The sequence below is a fragment of the Kitasatospora sp. NPDC057692 genome, assembly GCF_042799475.1.
Classification (GTDB): Bacteria; Actinomycetota; Actinomycetes; order Streptomycetales; family Streptomycetaceae; genus Kitasatospora.
The window spans coordinates 1-15535 of the sequence record NZ_JBHVIV010000041.1; the positions used below are offsets into that span (position 1 = coordinate 1).

At 73.2% G+C, this 15535-nt stretch carries 12 protein-coding genes and 1 pseudogene; 3 read left to right on the top strand and 10 right to left on the bottom strand.

Annotation, left to right across the window (positions count from 1 at the left end; translation table 11 throughout):
* Positions 1 to 330 (bottom strand): electron transfer flavoprotein subunit beta/FixA family protein (locus ACFVFS_RS22580; RefSeq protein WP_380626402.1); only part of this gene is annotated, 330 nt, incomplete at its 3' end.
* Positions 331 to 615: 285 nt separating this feature from the next.
* On the opposite strand from ACFVFS_RS22580, the gene ACFVFS_RS22585 reads away from it, so the two are divergent.
* Entirely contained in the window at positions 616 to 1833 is a 1218-nt protein-coding gene (locus ACFVFS_RS22585) for a hypothetical protein (RefSeq protein WP_380626403.1), read from the top strand.
* A gap of 53 nt (positions 1834 to 1886) precedes the next feature.
* Here ACFVFS_RS22585 and ACFVFS_RS22590 read toward each other — a convergent pair.
* The 4 genes and pseudogenes from ACFVFS_RS22590 to ACFVFS_RS22605 all read right to left on the bottom strand — a co-directional run.
* Positions 1887 to 3872, bottom strand: a pseudogene (locus ACFVFS_RS22590) (ATP-binding protein); the annotation flags it as partial.
* A 201-nt stretch (positions 3873 to 4073) separates the two neighbouring features.
* Positions 4074 to 4874 carry a family 1 encapsulin nanocompartment shell protein gene (locus ACFVFS_RS22595; RefSeq protein ID WP_380626404.1) on the bottom strand — a complete coding sequence of 267 codons (801 nt, stop codon included), beginning with the start codon at positions 4872 to 4874 and terminating at the stop codon, positions 4074 to 4076.
* Positions 4871 to 5917, bottom strand: a complete 1047-nt coding sequence (locus ACFVFS_RS22600; RefSeq protein ID WP_380626405.1) for a Dyp-type peroxidase — start codon at positions 5915 to 5917, stop codon at positions 4871 to 4873. The genes ACFVFS_RS22595 and ACFVFS_RS22600 overlap by 4 nt, the downstream gene beginning before the upstream one ends.
* Before the next feature lie 186 nt (positions 5918 to 6103).
* Positions 6104 to 7450: an MFS transporter gene (locus ACFVFS_RS22605; RefSeq protein ID WP_380626470.1), complete on the bottom strand. Its 1347-nt coding sequence runs from the start codon at positions 7448 to 7450 to the stop codon at positions 6104 to 6106.
* Positions 7451 to 7671: 221 nt separating this feature from the next.
* On the opposite strand from ACFVFS_RS22605, the gene ACFVFS_RS22610 reads away from it, so the two are divergent.
* Positions 7672 to 8091 (top strand): winged helix-turn-helix transcriptional regulator, encoded by a 420-nt coding sequence (locus ACFVFS_RS22610; protein WP_380626406.1) that lies wholly within the window; start codon positions 7672 to 7674, stop codon positions 8089 to 8091.
* Between the two features lie 66 nt (positions 8092 to 8157).
* On the opposite strand, the gene ACFVFS_RS22615 is transcribed toward ACFVFS_RS22610, so the two are convergent.
* The 4 genes from ACFVFS_RS22615 to ACFVFS_RS22630 all read right to left on the bottom strand — a co-directional run bounded on the left by ACFVFS_RS22615 (position 8158) and on the right by ACFVFS_RS22630 (position 11905).
* Complete coding sequence (locus tag ACFVFS_RS22615; RefSeq protein ID WP_380626407.1) at positions 8158 to 8802, bottom strand: FMN reductase; 645 nt, start codon at positions 8800 to 8802, stop codon at positions 8158 to 8160.
* Positions 8799 to 9923: an LLM class flavin-dependent oxidoreductase gene (locus ACFVFS_RS22620; protein ID WP_380626408.1), complete on the bottom strand. Its 1125-nt coding sequence runs from the start codon at positions 9921 to 9923 to the stop codon at positions 8799 to 8801. The genes ACFVFS_RS22615 and ACFVFS_RS22620 overlap by 4 nt, the downstream gene beginning before the upstream one ends.
* Positions 9924 to 9968: 45 nt before the next feature.
* Positions 9969 to 11213, bottom strand: a complete 1245-nt coding sequence (locus ACFVFS_RS22625) for an MFS transporter (RefSeq protein WP_380626409.1) — start codon at positions 11211 to 11213, stop codon at positions 9969 to 9971.
* A 95-nt stretch (positions 11214 to 11308) separates the two neighbouring features.
* Positions 11309 to 11905, bottom strand: coding sequence for a TetR/AcrR family transcriptional regulator (locus tag ACFVFS_RS22630; protein WP_380626410.1), 597 nt, complete (start codon positions 11903 to 11905; stop codon positions 11309 to 11311).
* A gap of 137 nt (positions 11906 to 12042) precedes the next feature.
* Between ACFVFS_RS22630 and ACFVFS_RS22635 the strand changes: the two genes are divergently transcribed.
* A complete protein-coding gene (locus ACFVFS_RS22635; protein WP_380626411.1) occupies positions 12043 to 12804 on the top strand; it encodes a PP2C family protein-serine/threonine phosphatase in 762 nt (253 codons plus the stop codon).
* A 66-nt stretch (positions 12805 to 12870) separates the two neighbouring features.
* On the opposite strand, the gene ACFVFS_RS22640 is transcribed toward ACFVFS_RS22635, so the two are convergent.
* Positions 12871 to 15402, bottom strand: coding sequence for a collagenase (locus tag ACFVFS_RS22640; protein WP_380626412.1), 2532 nt, complete (start codon positions 15400 to 15402; stop codon positions 12871 to 12873).
* Positions 15403 to 15535 lie beyond the last annotated feature (133 nt).

Here is a 15535-nt window from a genome sequence, read left to right on the forward strand (position 1 = left end):
CCGCTCCAGCGCCTTCGCCAGCACCGCCGACGTCCCCAGCACGTCCGACCCGTGGATACCGTCGTCGTTCACGTGCACGGCCCTGTCCGCACCCATCGACAGCGCCTTGCGCAACGCGTCCTTCGCGTCGTCCGGCCCCACCGTCAGCACCGTCACCTCGGAGCCCTCATTGGCCTCCGCGATCCGCAGCGCCTGCTCCACGCCGTACTCGTCCAGCTCCGACAGAAGGCCGTCCACGCCCTCCCGGTCGGTGGTGTGATCGTCCGAGAAACGACGGTCACCCGTCGCATCCGGCACGTACTTCACACAGACAACGATCCTCAAGCTCATGAGCGGTTCTCCTGGTACGGGTGCACTGGTCGGATGCACTGGTCCACGGCCTCGTCCGCGCCGAGGGTACTGAGTGCCAGATCGGCCCTTGACCGCATCCGGCCCGTCGACACTCCTCGACAGCCTCCGAGGCTCTCCGACGACAATACGGCACTCAGTACCCCTCGTAAAGGAACTCAGTACCCTTTCCGGGCTTCGGGCCGGGCCGAGTCCACCAGAATGTCCATGCACACAGACGCAGGTGCCGACCCGGCGCCGGGTCGGCACCTGAAAAGGGGGAAGGGCATGACATCGGCTGAGGTGCTGGTGATCGTGCACACGACGGTCTACGGCCAGCGGCTGCGCGACGCCCATGCCCTGCTCGACGCCGACCCGAGGATCCGGGTTCGCTTCACTGTGGCGCCCCACACCTTCAACCAGGGCGCGGCGGCCCATGTCCGGCGGCTCGGCGGTACGGTGCTGCCGTGGCCGGAGGCCGTCCGACGGAGGTTCGACCTGGTGCTGGCCGCCGGTTCGCACGGGCTGGAGCGGGTCCACGGCCCGACGGTCCGGCTGCCGCACGGGGTCGGACACATCAAGCTGTCGCCGACAGGGGTCGGGGCCGGGCGAACCGTCGCCGGGCTCGGCCCCGAGTACGTCGTCTGGAACGGCCGCCTGGTGCCCGTCGCCTACGCGCTCGCGCACCAGGACGACCGCACCGAGCTCGTCCGCGGCTGCCCCGAGGCGCTCTCGATCGCCGAGGTCGTCGGCGACGCCGACCACGACCGGATCGCCGCCGCCCTCCCCGCCCGCGAGCGGTACCGCGCCGCCCTGGGCCTGCTGCCCGGCGACCGGCTGGTGCTGCTCTGCTCCACCTGGGGCAGCGGTTCGCTGTTCAGCCGGCTCGACGCCGTACTGCCGCGGCTGGCCGCCGAGCTGCCCCGGCGGGGCCACCGCGCAGCGTTGCTGGTCCATCCCAACGTGTCCGCCGTACACGGCCCTCGGACGGTCCGCGCGCGGGCGACGGCCGCCGCGCGCGGAGTGGTCAGCGTCCTCGGGCCCCAGAAGGACTGGCGCCCACTGCTGGTCGCCGCCGACTTCGTCATCGGCGACCACGGCTCGGTCACTCTCTACGGCACCATGACCGGCGCGCCGATCCTGCTCGCCGCACACCCGAGCCGGGGGATCAACCCGCGCTCTCCTGGAGCCCAACTCGCCCGCACCGCGCCGGTGCTCAGCCCGTCCCGACCCCTCACCGCCCAGCTCGCCCACGCCGCCGAGCACTACCGCCGGGACGGCTACGCGGCGATCGCGGCCCGGATCAGCTCCGAGCCGGGCCGGTTCGACCTCCGGATGCGACGGCTGCTCTACCGCGTCCTCGGCCTGGGCGAACCCGCCCACCCGGCTGTGCCGCCGGCCCTTCCGCTTCCCGCACCGCTGTGGCCCGCGGCCGCCGACGGCGGGGCGGGCGCGCCGAGGGCCGCAGCAACGCGTGCGGTGTCGGGGGCGGCCAGCGACGTGTAGAGCGCGAGGGACTCCCGCCAGCGGGCAGCCGCCTCCGGTAGGTCGCCGCGAGCGTGGGCGAGGTCCCCGATCAGTTCGAGGACGCGGGCCTCCCAGCGCCTCGCCAGGCTCTCACGGAACACCGCAAGCGCGTCCGCATAGCAGCGGCGGGCCTCCTCGTGGGCGCCGAGGACAGCGTGTGCCTGGCCGAGGAAGGCGAGCGCGCGGGCGGCCTCGTACGCGGACGGGACGGCGGCAAGCTCCCGATGGGCGCCGGTGATGACCGGGACGGCCTCGGCGGCGCGGCCCTCCGCCAGCAGGACACCACCGAGGGCGAGCCGGGCCAGCGCCGCACCCCGTCGGTAGCCGCGGGACTCACGGAGGTCGGCCGTCCTGCGCAGGCAGTCCGCCGCCCGGGCGAGCCGCCCCGCCGCCTGATGGGTCAGGCCGAGGCCGTAGAGGGCGTCGGCCTCGACGAAAGCGTCACCGGACGCGCGGGCCAGGTGGAGCGCCTCGGTGTACCACTCGGCGGCCTCCTCTCCCCGGCCGGCGTTGCGCAGACCGGCTCCGCCGGAGGTGAGCATCCGCAGCTCACCATCGCGGTGACCGGCCGACCGGGCGGCGGTCAGGCCGATCCGGTGTGCCTCGACCCACAGCCGGGCAGGGCGCAGCCGCAGGAAGAGCGGCCACATCGCGTCGACCAGTTGCCAGGCGGTGGCGGCCCGGCCGGTGGCGGCGGCCCAGCGAACGACCTCGGCGAGCCGCTCGGTCTCGGCGCCAAGCCAGCCGACCGCCGCCGCTTCGTCGGCGAAGTCCTCGGCCTCGGGCGGCAGTCCGAGGCCGTAGTCGCGGCGCAGGGTGCGGTGGCTCGGGATCAGCAGGGCCTCCGCCGCCGTGGCAGTGGCCAGGTACCGGTCGAGGACGCGTTCGACGGCGGCCCGCCCCGGGGGCCGGTCGCGGATCTCGTCGGCACGCGCCCGGGCGTGCAGTTTCACCAGTCCGTGGAAGCGAAAGCCGTCCGCCGCCTCCTCCAGCAGGTGAAGGTCGATCAGCTGGTCGAGCAACCGGTCGGCCTCGGCCCGTTCCAGGTCGCCGAGCACGCGAACAACGTCCGCGGTGAAGACCGGGAACGGCAGGAGTCCGAGCAGCCGGTACAGCCGGGCACCGCCCGCACCCAGCGCGGCGACGGAAGCGTCCAATGCGCGCCCTACGCCCTCTCCTCCGACATCGAGTGCGGCGAGCCGCCCCGCATCATCGCCGATCGCCTCGGCGGTGGCGGCGAGCGGCTGCGCGGGCCGGGCGGTGAGCCGGGCCGCGGCCAGGCAGACCGCCAGCGGGAGACGGCCGCAGCGCTCCACCACCAGTGCGGCGGCGACCGGTTCACGCTTCACCCGCTCAGCCCCGACCCGCTGGGCGAGCAACCTCACCGAGGCTTCGCCCGAGAGGACGTCGACCGGCCGCAGCACTGCGCCGTCCATCCCGAGTCCGGTGAGCCGACGGCGACTGGTGACCACCACCACCGCATGCTCCGAACCGGGCAGCAGCGGGCGGACCTGGGCGGCGGTGCAGGCGTTGTCGAGCAGGACGGCAATCCGGCGTTCGGCCGCGAGCGAGCGCCATAGCGCGGCGCCCTCCGCGAGGGCACCCGGGACCTGCGCGACACCGAAGGCACGCAGGAAGCCCGCGAGCACCCCGGCAGGATCCGCAGGCCTGCCAGTCACGTGGGCGCCCAGGTCGGCGAAGAGCTGACCGTCCGGGAAGCGGTCGGAGTGGCGGCGCAGCCACCGGACGCCGAGGGCGGTCTTCCCCACTCCCGCGGGCCCGGTGAGCACCACGGTCACGTCGGCGGTCCCGTCCGCGTCGTCCAACTCGTCGTCCAGGTGGGCGAGATCCTCGTCCCGCCCGACCAGCCGACGCGGCGCGGAGGGGAGTTGGCGGGGCACCGGAAGCGGAAAACCGGGAGGCGGCGCGGCGGAACGGCTGTGGACGGTCAGGCCGTGGATCTCCCCGGCTTGGACGACCGCGCCGGAGACCTCTGTGTCGGCAACGGAGTTACGCATCGTGAGGCGCGGCTCCCACCGATCCGACTCCACTGGCTCCCCCTGTCCGCAAGGCGATGGACGAACGATGGACGGAGGCGCCCTCGGAAGCCGTCAAATTCGTCGAAGAACCACAGATATCACGCCTCGTGACGCTGGGTCAGTCAAAAGCCTCCACTGTGTCCCGATAGGGCCGGTGCGGTCCGCGCGGGTGGGACGGGGTCAGGGGGCGGTGAGGGGGACGGCCGCCTCGGGGGTGAGGACGCGGGCGGTGAAGGTCTCGGTCAGGTAGAGGTTGACGGTGTCGGGGGTGTGGGAGAGGTAGCCGACGCTGACGTCCTGGCCGAGGTGGAGCTCGAAGTCGCCGCCGCGGGTGGAGAGGAGGAGGGCGCCGTCGATGGCGGGAGCCCAGATGAGTTCGCCGTCGAGGAGGCGGGCGATGTGGCTGGCGACGGGGTAGCCGTGGTCGGAGGTCTCGTTGACGGCGGTGTAGGTGTCGGCGCCGAGGAGGAGGGCGTAGGGGCCGCCGACGCCGGCCAGGCGGAGGGTGGTGAGGGCGCGGCTGACGGCCTCGGGGTACTCGCGGACGTCCGCAGGGAGGGGGACGGCGGGGTTGGTGGCGGCGGCGCGGATGCCCTCGATGGCGGCGGCCGGGTAGCCGTCGAAGACGGCGCGGTCCTCGGTGAGGGCGAGGGTGCGGGCGGCGTCCTTGACGGGCTGCCAGTCGGAGTCCCGCGAGCCGCGTTCGACGTCGTCCACGGCGGACCGGTCGACCGCGAAGGGCACCCGGAGTTCGACCAGTGGACGCACCTCGCGGGCGTGCGCCTCGACGCCCGGGCCGGGCGGGTCGATGGCGGTGAGGTGACCGGTGCCGACGGCCGCGAGGGCGGGGCCGTCGGGGCCGCTCAGGTCGACGACGCGGCGTCCGGCGAGGTGGAGCGTGAAGGTCTGCCGGGCCTCCTCCTCGATCTCCGCCCAGGCCGCGGCGGAGACGGGGGCGAGTTCGCGGTGCAGGTTGTTCATGGCGCGGGGGTGCCTTTCAGGCTGCCGATGGCGAGGGATCCGTCCAAGGAGGCGGAGGCGGGAGTGGGAGCGGGAGTGGGAGTGGCGACCGAGGCGGGGACGCGGGCGGAGGCGGCGGCCGGCGCGGGCGGCGGGTCGTCCAGGAAGTCGGCGGTCGGGACGTGGAACAGGGTGCCGGTGGCCGCGGTCGAGAAGTCGAGCAGGCGGTCGTGGGCGCCGGGCGGGCGGCCTACGAACATGTTCTCCAGCATCTCCTCGGTCACCGCCGGCGTGCGCGAGTAGCCGATGAAGTACGTCCCGAACTCCCCGCCCCCGGCGAAGGAGCCGAACGCCATGTTGAACCGCATGATCTGCCGTTCCTCGCCGTCCGGGCCGGTGATGTTGGTCAGCGCGACGTGCGAGTCGGCGGGCTTGACGTCGTCGGCGAGCTCGATGTCGGTGAGCTTGGTGCGGCCGACGGCGCGTTCCTGCGCCTCGACGGGGAGGCGGTTCCAGGCGTCCAGGTCGTGCAGGTACTTCTGGACGATCACGTAGCTGCCGCCGGCGAACTCCGGGTCCTCGGCGCCGATCAGGACGGCCGCGGCCGCCGCCCCGCCCTCGGGGTTCTCGGTGCCGTCGACGAAGCCGAGCAGGTCGCGGTCGTCGAAGTAGCGGAAGCCGTGCACGGCGTCGACCACGGTGGCGGCCCCGGCGAGACGGTTGGTGAGCTGGCCGGCGAGTTCGAAGCAGAGGTCCATCCGGGCGGCCCTCAGGTGGAACAGCAGGTCGCCGGGGGTGGCCGGGGCGCGGTGGCGGGCGCCGGCGACCTCCCGGAAGGGGTGCAGCCCGGCCGGGCGGGGACCGTCGAAGAGCCGGTCCCAGGCGTCCGAGCCGATGCCGGTGACACAGGTCAGACCGGCGTCGGGGGCCCGGAAGCCGACCGCGCGGCGCAGGCCCGCCAGATCGGGCAGCAGGGAGCGGACGGCGGGCTCGCCGCCGGGGTCGATGGTGAGGACGAGGAAGATCGCGGCGGTAGTGAGCGGGGTGAGGACGGGCTGCGGCATCGGCGGACTCCGGTCTCCGGGGTCTGATCATCCGTACGATTACACCCCGGAACGGACATTTCGGCACGGTCGGCAGGCCGGGGAGGGGCAGGCGGCGGCCCCTCACCGGGGGGAGCCGGCGAGGGGCCTGACGGGACGGTCGGGACGGTCGGGACGGTCGAGGCGGGAGGGGTCGGGACCGGGCGGTCAGGTGGCCGCGGCGCGGCGGCGCAGGCCGGACGCCGTGACCAGGGCGCCGAGGGCGACCGCCGCGACCGGGACCGCCAGGGCGGCCCGGAAGCCGTCCGGTCCGGAGCCCCCGGAGCCGGTGGCGGCCAGGTGGACGGCGGTGACCGCGGAGAGGCCGAGCGCCGCGCCGAACTGGAAGGCGGTGTTGAGCAGCCCGGCGGCCAGCCCCTGCTCCTCCTCGGCGACGCCGTCGGTGGCGGCGATGGTCAGCGGCCCGTAGGCGAGGGCGAAGGCCAGACCGGTGAGGATCATCGTCGGGAACATCATCGGGTAGCTCCAGTCCGGGCCCACCGGCAGGAACAGCGCGTAGGACAGCACCGCCAGGCAGAAGCCCCCGAGAATCACCCGGACGGTGCCGAACCGCTCCACCAGCCGGGGCGTGAGGGTCGGCGCGAGCACCGCGTCCACGCCGACGGCGAGCAGCGCGAGGCCGGTCTGCAGCGGGGTCCAGCCGCGCAGGTCCTGCAGGTAGAGGGTGACGGTGAACTGGAAGCCGAAGAAGGAGCCGGCGAACAGCAGCGCGCCGAGGTTGGCGCGCAGCAGCGGGCCGGAGCGCAGCAGGCCGAGGCGGACCAGCGGGGCGGCGGAGCGCCGCTCGATCACGCCGAAGGCGGCCAGCAGGGCGAGGCCGCCGGCCAGTTCGGCGAGGGTCCGGCCGGCGGCGGCGTCCGGTTCGCCGATCCGCACCACCGCGTGGACCAGCAGCAGCATGGCGCCGGTGGCGGTGGCGGCGCCGGCCAGGTCGAAGCGCTCACCGGGGCGGCGGGCGGGTGCCTGGTCGCGCGGGAGCAGCGGCAGGGCGGCGAGCAGCAGGCCGCCGGCGAGCAGCACCGGGGCGAAGAAGACCCAGCGCCAGCTGATCGCGGTGAGCAGGCCGCCGGCCACCAGGCCGAGTGAGAAGCCGGCGGCCGCGGTGCCCGCGTAGAGGAGCAGCGCGCCGTTGCGGCGCGGGCCCTCGGCGAAGGCGGTGGTGATGATCGCCAGGCCGGCGGGGGTCATGAAGGCGGCGGCGAGGCCGGTGGCGAAGCGGGCCAGGACGAGCACCCAGGGGGTGTCGGCGAGGCCGCCGAGGCCGGAGAAGAGGACGAAGACGGTGAGCCAGAGCAGGAACATCCGGCGGCGGCCGAGCAGGTCGGCGGTGCGGCCGCCGAGCAGCATGAACCCGCCGTAGCCGAGGACGTAGGCGCTGATCACCCAGCTGAGCGCGCCGGTGTCCATGCCGAGGTCGGCGCGGATCGAGGGGAGCGCCACGTTGAGCATCGCGACGTCGACGCCCTCCAGGAAGATCGCGCCGCACAGGACCAGGAGAACGGCGGCCTCGCGCCCGGTGAGGCGGGCGGAGGGCGGCGGTGGCGGGGCGACGGGGGTGCGGGCGGGCGTACCGGTTTCGGGCACGGCGGAGGAGGCGGACACGGTGGTCTCCTGGGAGTGCGCGGGGAGGCGGGGACACCGGACGGGGCGGTTCCCCTTCGTCCGGTCGGTTCCCTCTTGTAACCACCGCTCATCCTGAGGCAGCATCAGGAGCCATGGAAGAAGGCACTGTGAAGTCACCGACGCACTGCGGGGATACCGGGGACGACTACGACGTGTTCCAGTGGGACACCCGGGAGGACTGCGAGGTCCGGCAGATCCTCGACCGGATCGCCGACAAGTGGTCGCTGCTGGTGATCGCCCTGTTGGACCGCGGCTCGCTGCGCTTCACCGAGCTGCGCCGGGAGATCGACGGCGTCAGCCAGCGGATGCTGACCGTCACGCTGCGCCAGCTGGAGCGGGACGGCCTGGTCGAGCGCACGGTGCACCCGGTGGTGCCGCCCCGGGTGGACTACGCTCTGACGCCGCTCGGGCGGACGCTGCACGAGACCGTCCGCTCGCTGGTCGCCTGGACGGAGGCGCACCAGCGCGAGATCGCGGAGGCCCGCGCCGCGTACGACGCCCGGACGGGCTGAGCGCACCGGAAGGGGCGGACCCGGTTTCCCGGGTCCGCCCCTTCCGGTGCGAGTGCGCCGCCGCCGTCAGACCCGCAGGGCCGCCAGCTGCTCGGCGAACGGGACCACCGTCTCCGCCTCGTCCGCGGACCCGCTGCCCGCCGCCGGACCGCTGGGGGCCCGGCCGGCGAGCAGCCCGGCGAGTTCGCGGGCGGCCCGGTCGATCCGGCCCGGGAGACCGTCGGTGAGCCGGTCGCCGGTGCTGCCCCAGTCGTCGGTGGCCGCGTAGACCGAGGTCGGGACGACCACCGAGCGCAGGTAGCTGAACAGCGGCCGGACGGCGTGCTCCAGCGCCAGCGAGTGGCGCGGCGTGCCGCCGGTGGCGGCGATCAGCACCGGCTTGCCGGTGAGCACGTCGGGGTCGAGCACGTCGAAGAACGACTTGAACAGCCCGCTGTAGGAGGCGGCGAAGATCGGCGTCACCGTGATCAGGCCGTCGGCCCGGGTCACCGCGTCGATCGCCTCGCGCAGCGCGCCGCCGGGGAAGCCGGTGACGAAGTTGTGCGCGATGTCGGTGGCGAGGTCGCGCAGCTCGACCACCGTCACGTCCACCTCGCGCCCGTCGAGGGCGAGCCGGCGGACGGTCGCCTCGGTCAGCCGGTCCGCGAGCAGGCGCGTCGAGGACGGCTTGCTCAGGCCCGCACTGATCACGACGAGTCGGTACGCGGTCACTTGGTCGCCTCCGTGTTCTCCTCGGTGTTCTGCTGCTGCTCCCGCCGGGCGCGGTCGGCCGCGACCAGCGAGGCGTGGGTCGGCGCGTCCGGCACGTCGGCCGGGCGGCCCTTGGCGAACTCCTCGCGCAGCACCGGCACGACCTCCTCGCCGAGCAGGTCCAGCTGCTCCAGCACGGTCTTCAGCGGCAGGCCGGCGTGGTCCATCAGGAACAGCTGGCGCTGGTAGTCGCCGAAGGTCTCGCGGAAGGCCAGGGTCTTCTCGATGACCTCCTGCGGGCTGCCGACGGTGAGCGGGGTCTCCGCGGTGAACTCCTCCAGCGACGGCCCGTGTCCGTACACCGGCGCGTTGTCGAAGTAGGGGCGGAACTCGCGCACCGCGTCCTGGGAGTTCTTGCGCATGAACACCTGGCCGCCGAGGCCGACGATGGCCTGCTCGGGGGTGCCGTGCCCGTAGTGGGCGAAGCGCTCGCGGTAGAGGTTGATCAGCTTCTTGAAGTGCTCCTTGGGCCAGAAGATGTTGTTCGCGAAGAAGCCGTCACCGTAGTAGGCGGCCTGCTCGGCGATCTCCGGGCTGCGGATCGAGCCGTGCCAGACGAACGGCGGGACGTCGTCGAGCGGGCGCGGGGTGGCCGTGAAGGACTGCAGCGGGGTGCGGAAGCGGCCCGACCAGTCGACCACGTCCTCGCGCCACAGCTGGTGCAGCAGCGCGTAGTTCTCGATCGCCAGCGGGATGCCCTGGCGGATGTCCTTGCCGAACCACGGGTAGACCGGGCCGGTGTTGCCGCGGCCCATCATGAGGTCCACCCGGCCGTCGGCGAGGTGCTGGAGCACCGCGTAGTCCTCGGCGATCTTCACCGGGTCGTTGGTGGTGATCAGCGTGGTCGAGGTGGAGAGGATGATGCGCTCGGTCTGCGCGGCGATGTAGCCGAGCAGGGTGGTCGGCGAGGACGGCACGAACGGCGGGTTGTGGTGCTCGCCGGTCGCGAAGACGTCCAGGCCGACCTCCTCCGCCTTGCGCGCGATGGCGACGGTCGCCTTGATCCGCTCGTGCTCGGTCGGGGTGCGGCCGGTCGTCGGGTCGGGGGTGACATCGCCGACGGTGAAGATTCCGAACTGCATGTTGCTCACCACACTCCAGGTTGAATCCCGCAGGTGAAACCTGGTTCAGGATCCGATCGTCAAAGTTTCAACCACTTTAGCATCCACCACCCGGGTGTTATTCCCCTCCGCGCCCGGACGCTGTTCCGAGGCCGCACTACCGCCCGGAACCGCGCGCCGGGCGCGCAGGGCGTCCGGCAGCAGGGTCAGCAGGCCCGCGGCGGCCAGCGCGACCCCCAGCCAGAGGGCGGCACGCAGGCCCCAGGCGTCGATGGCGAGCCCACCGAGCAGGGAGCTGAGGATGACGCCCAGCGTGATGAAGGAGTTGTGCACGGTGTTCACCAGCGGACGGGCGTTGCCGATCCGCTGGACCCGCGAGGCCATCGCCGGGTTCATGGTGACGCCGACCAGACCGACCCCGAGCAGCAGCCCGACCGCCGGCACCCGGAGCTGGGCGAAGAGTGCGAGGCCGGCCAGGAAGAGGGTGTTCAGCGCCAGGCCGACCGCGAGCACCGGCAGCGCGTACCGGTCGGCGAGCCGGCCGACCACGGTGTTGCCGATCACGGTCGCCGCACCGTAGGCGACGAGCAGCAGCGGGACGGAGCCCGCCGAGAAGCCGGTGATCCCGGTCAGGACCGGGTTGACGTAGCTGAACAGCGAGAAGGTCGCGCCGATGATCAGCGTGCTGGTGACGAAGGCCAGCCAGAGCCGCCCGTTGCGCAGGACGCCCAGCTCGGCGCGGAGCGAGCCGCCGCCTTCGGCGTGGTCGGCGTCCGGCACGCCGGCGACGGTGCCCGCCGCGACCAGCACGGTGAGGACGGAGATCGCCCAGAAGGCCGCCCGCCAGCCGAGGTGCTCGCCGATGACGGTGGCCAGTGGCAGGCCGAGCAGGGTGCCGAGCATCAGGCCGTTCATCAGCACCGCGATCGAGCGGCCGCGCAGCGCGGCGGGGGCCAGCTGGGCGCAGAGCGAGATCGAGATGCCGAAGAACGCCTGCGCGGCGATCCCGCCGACCACCCGGGCGGCCAGCATCACCGGGTAGCCGGAGGCGGTCGCGGCGAGCAGGTTGCCCACCAGGAAGAGCGCGAACAGCAGGAGAAGAGCGTGCTTCTGACGGATCCTCAGCAGCGCGACGGTGAGGAACGGGCCGCCGAAGGACATCGCGACGGAGAAGGCGGTGATCAGGTAGCCGATCTGCGGGACGGTCGCGTCGAGGCCCTCCGCCAGCTGCGGCATCAGCCCGGCGACGGCGAACTCACTGGTCACCATCGCGAAGATGCCGAGGGCGAGGACGTACACGGCACGTGGCATGGGAGCACTCCCCCGATAGTTTTGGATTGATCGGTTCAAAATTGGGGCAGGCGGGAGCGCCCGGCCGATCGACCGGCCGGGCGGACCGCCGCACCTCAGGGCGTGAGCGCGTCCACGGCGGTGGCGGCGATGGCCTCGACGGCGGCCCGGTCGGCCCCGCCCTTGGCGGCGACCCGCATCCCGGCGATCACCGCGTTCACGAAGCGGGCCAGCTCACCCGCGTCCCGGCGCCCGGCGATCTCCCCCGCGCGCTGCCCGGCCCCGATCGCGGTCCGCAGCGCGGCCAGCCGCACCTCCTGGTCCCGCGCCAGTACCGCGGCCGCCTCCGGGTCGCGCCCGGCCGGCTCGACGACGGTGTTCACGGTCAGGCAGCCGAGGCTGCGCCCCTGCGGACGGTTCTCGAACTCCCCGTCGACGACCCGCGCCAGCAGCAGCCGGATCCGCTCCAGCGGAGGCACGTCGAGGTCCTCCAGCAGGGCGACCTGCGGGACGGTCATCAGCGCGTTGTAGCGGTCCAGCGATCTGCGGAACAGCTCGCGCTTGCTGCTGAACGTGTTGTAGATGCTGCTCCGCCCGAGACCGGTCGCCTCACAGAGGTCCTGGGTGGAGGTGGCCTCGTAGCCGTTCGCCCAGAACGCGCGCATCGCCGCGTCCAGCGCCCGGTCCTCGTCGAAGGTGCGCGGTCTCGCCATGGCAGCACCGTAGCCCTTTTGGACCGACCGATACAATACCGCGCCGGGCCACTCCCCCCGCCCCGGACGGCGGACGGCGGGCGACAATGGGAGGAGCCGGAGAGCGGTCGGGCGGAGCACCCGAAGGGCGGCGAACGATGGCGGCGTACATCGCGGTGAGCGCGCTGAGCCACGAGGGCCTGGTGCGCGCGCGGAACGAGGACAGTCTCACCGTCGGGCCGTGGACGCTCTGCGCCACCGTCACCACCAACCCGCAGACCCTGCTCTTCCCGCTCGGCCCGCCCTGCGTGGTCGCGGTCGCCGACGGGCTCGGCGGCCACCCCGGCGGCGAGGTCGCCAGCGCGCTGGTCGCCCGGCGGCTGGCGGAGGACGGGCCCGCGCTCGACGGCGAGGAGAGCGTCCGGGACGCCCTCCAGACCTGCAACCGGGACGTGTACGCGGCCGCCGGTGGGGAGCCGGGGCTGGCCGCGATGGGCACCACGGTGGCGGGCCTGGTGGTGCTCGCGGACCGGGCCGTGGTCTTCAACGTCGGCGACAGCCGGGTCTACCGGATCGGCGACGGCACGCTGCGGCGGGTCAGCGTGGACGACAGCCCGCCGCTGCCGCCCGGGCGGCGCAGCACCGCGATGGTCACCCAGACCCTCGGCGGCTCGCTCGGGCTGACCTTCGTCGAGCCGCACGTCCGCAGCGCGCCGCTGGCCGTCGGCGACCGGTACCTGGTGTGCAGCGACGGGCTGACCGACCCGGTGCCGGAGGAGGAGCTGTCGGCGCTGCTCACCCGGCCGCCCGAGGAGGCCGAACGAGCCGACGGACGGGCCGCGTTCGCGCTCTGGAAGGCCGCGATCGAGGCCGGCGGGCCGGACAACATCTCGCTCGCCCTGGTGCGGATCGGGGAATGACGGGGAGGACCCCGGCGGTGGTCCGCCGGGGCCCTCGGTCAGTGCGGTCGGTTCACGACTCCTCGGTCAGTACTCGGCCTTGATGCTCGCGCCGGAGAAGCCCTGCTGGGCGTAGAGGCTCAGGAAGACGTAGCCGGCCGGCGGGTTGGCGATGGTCAGGGTCTCGGCGTTGTCGGCGTTGGCGGACTTGGCGGTGTAGGCGTTGGTGTACGCCCAGCCGCCGGCGTTGTAGTACAGGTCGCCGTTGCCGGTGCCGCCCGTGCTGGTGAGCTTCAGCTGGGTCACCCCGGCCGGGAGGTACAGGTAGAAGTGCGCGTAGTTGCCGGTGGTCGCCGCCACGTTGACGCGCCCGCAGTTCCTGTCCAGCTGGCGGGTGTCGGCGCCGGTGCACTCCGTCCGGGAGCCGACGGCGACGTCCTGCCGGGTGGTCGCGGTGGCGCCCTTGTCGTCGGTCACCGTGAGCGTGACGGTGTAGGTGCCGGCCTTGGCGTACGTCTTGGCCGGGTTGGCCGCGGTGTCGGTGGTGCCGTCGCCGAAGTCCCAGGCGCGGGAGGCGATGGTGCCGTCCTGGTCGGTGGAGCCGTCGGTGAAGGTCACCGCCAGACCGGAGACCGCGCTGGTGAAGGCCGCGGTGGGCGCCCGGTTGCCGGGCGGGTTGGTGTCGCCGCCACAGGCGCCGGCCGCGCAGGCGGTCAGCCAGCGGTCGAAGTCGGCGTCGTAGCGGGTGCCGATGGTGGTCTTGAGGATGGTGCGGGCGCCGTTCCAGTCGCCGGTGCGGTACTTGGCGAGCACGGCGTCCATGTCGGAGCGGTGCTGCTCCAGCATGTAGCGGACGGCCAGGTAGCCCCAGCGGTAGACGCGCTCCTGGTCGCCGTACGCGGTGTCGAAGAGGTCGGAGAGCCGGTAGGTGTGCAGGCCGGCGGCGGAGATCGCCGCGCTGTAGGCCTCCTTGCGGTACCCGTAGGAGACGTACTCGGCGAAGCCCTCGACCCACCAGACGGTCGGGGTGGTCATGCCGGCGTCGAAGTCGCCGTACATGTCGAACCGGCCGTCGAGGTAGTGGGTGTACTCGTGGTTGAGGTTCCAGATCTGGAAGTCGGGCGTCCAGTCGGCCCGGTAGGCGAGGAAGCGCGGCTGGTTGCCGGCCTCGTTGGGCTTGCCCTCCAGGTACATGCCGCCGTTGTTGGTGTCGATGCCGTAGATGCCGGCGGCGAACACGATGTAGTCGAAGCGGGTGTCGAAGACCACGACCTCGATGGTGGTGTTGCGGTCGTCGGCGACCGGGCCGCCGTCCTTGGCCACCGAGTGGAAGAAGGCGTCCTGGCCGTTGAGGCTGGTGCAGGTGGTGCCCAGCTGTCCGGCGTCCAGCTTCTGGGCGAGGACCCGGATGCTCGGGCTGCAGCTGTGGTCGACGGTCAGGACGGCCGACCTGAGCCGGGCGGAGGCGTCGCAGGTGCCGTAGGCGGAGCAGTTGCCGGCGTCGTAGGCGTCGGTCATCTCGGCCACGGCGGCCCACTGGTAGGCGGTGCGGCCGCTCGGCGAGGACCGGTCGGCCAGCCCCTTGAGCAGCGGGCGGACCTTGGGCTGGAGCGCGGGGTACTGCACGAAGCGGCCCAGCTCGCGGGTCGCGTTGTAGACCAGGAAGGTGTAGTCGCCGCCGAGCAGGGCGCCGTTGGCGACGGCGAAGGCGGAGAGCGCGTCGAGCACGCCCGGGTCTGCCTGCACCGCCTCGACGAAGCCCTTCGTCTGGTGGCCGCGCCACAGCACGGTGAACACGCTGTTGAGCGCGTTGCCCATGTTCACCGGGTTGTGGGTGGCGGCGTCGTAGGCGCCCAACAGGCGCTTGACCACCGGCAGGTAGCGGACGTTCTCCTGCGCGCTGTCGATCAGGGTGATCGCCTCGCCGAGCGTGCCCGCGTTGGCCGCGGAGACGTCACGGGAGTGCGCGCTGTTGAAGAAGGCGTCCAGCGCGCCGCGGATGGAGGTCTGCAGGGCGGTGCCGTAGGTGCCGACGTCGGACGCGTGGTACCACTGCACGTAGTAGCCGGCCCGCAGGAACAGCACCAGCTGGGCGGTGGAGGCGGAGTTGTCGCCCGGGTAGTTCGCGGCGTTGTCGCGCAGGGCGTCCGCCACCGTGACCATCTGGGACTCGCGGAAGGTTCCGTTCGCGTCCCCGCCGGTCAGCAGGAACAGGTCGTTGACGCAGCCGAGGTCGGCCGACTTGACGGCCTGCACCAGGGCGCCGCCGGTCTGCCTGAAGTCGGGGATGTTGCAGGGCTGTTCGGCGAGTGCCGTGGGGGCGCCCGCGCCGAAGGCCTTGGCCAGCTCGGCCTTCTGCTCCGACTTCCGCTCCGCCGGCGACAGGGTCTCGGTGCGCTCGGGGTTCGCGGTCGAGAACGGGGCGCGCTCACGGGCCGGCACCGGCTTCTTCGTGCCGTGCGTGTCCGGCGCGTCACCGACCGCGGGCTGCGGGGCCAGACCGGCCGGTGCGGCGGCGGGTGAGCCCGCGCCGGGCTGCGACGGGACCGGGGCGGGGGCGGCCTGGGCGCGCGGGGCGAACAGGCCGACCGCCACGAACATCGCGAGGATGAGCGTCAACAGCCTTGCGACATGGGGGTGTTGGTGCAAAGGACGTGCGGTTCTCACGTGGGGGCCTCCGGGCCTTCGTCGGCCGCGTGAGGGCGCGGCCGGTGGGGGTGGTGAGGACCGTTGCGAGGGCACCGCCGAGGCG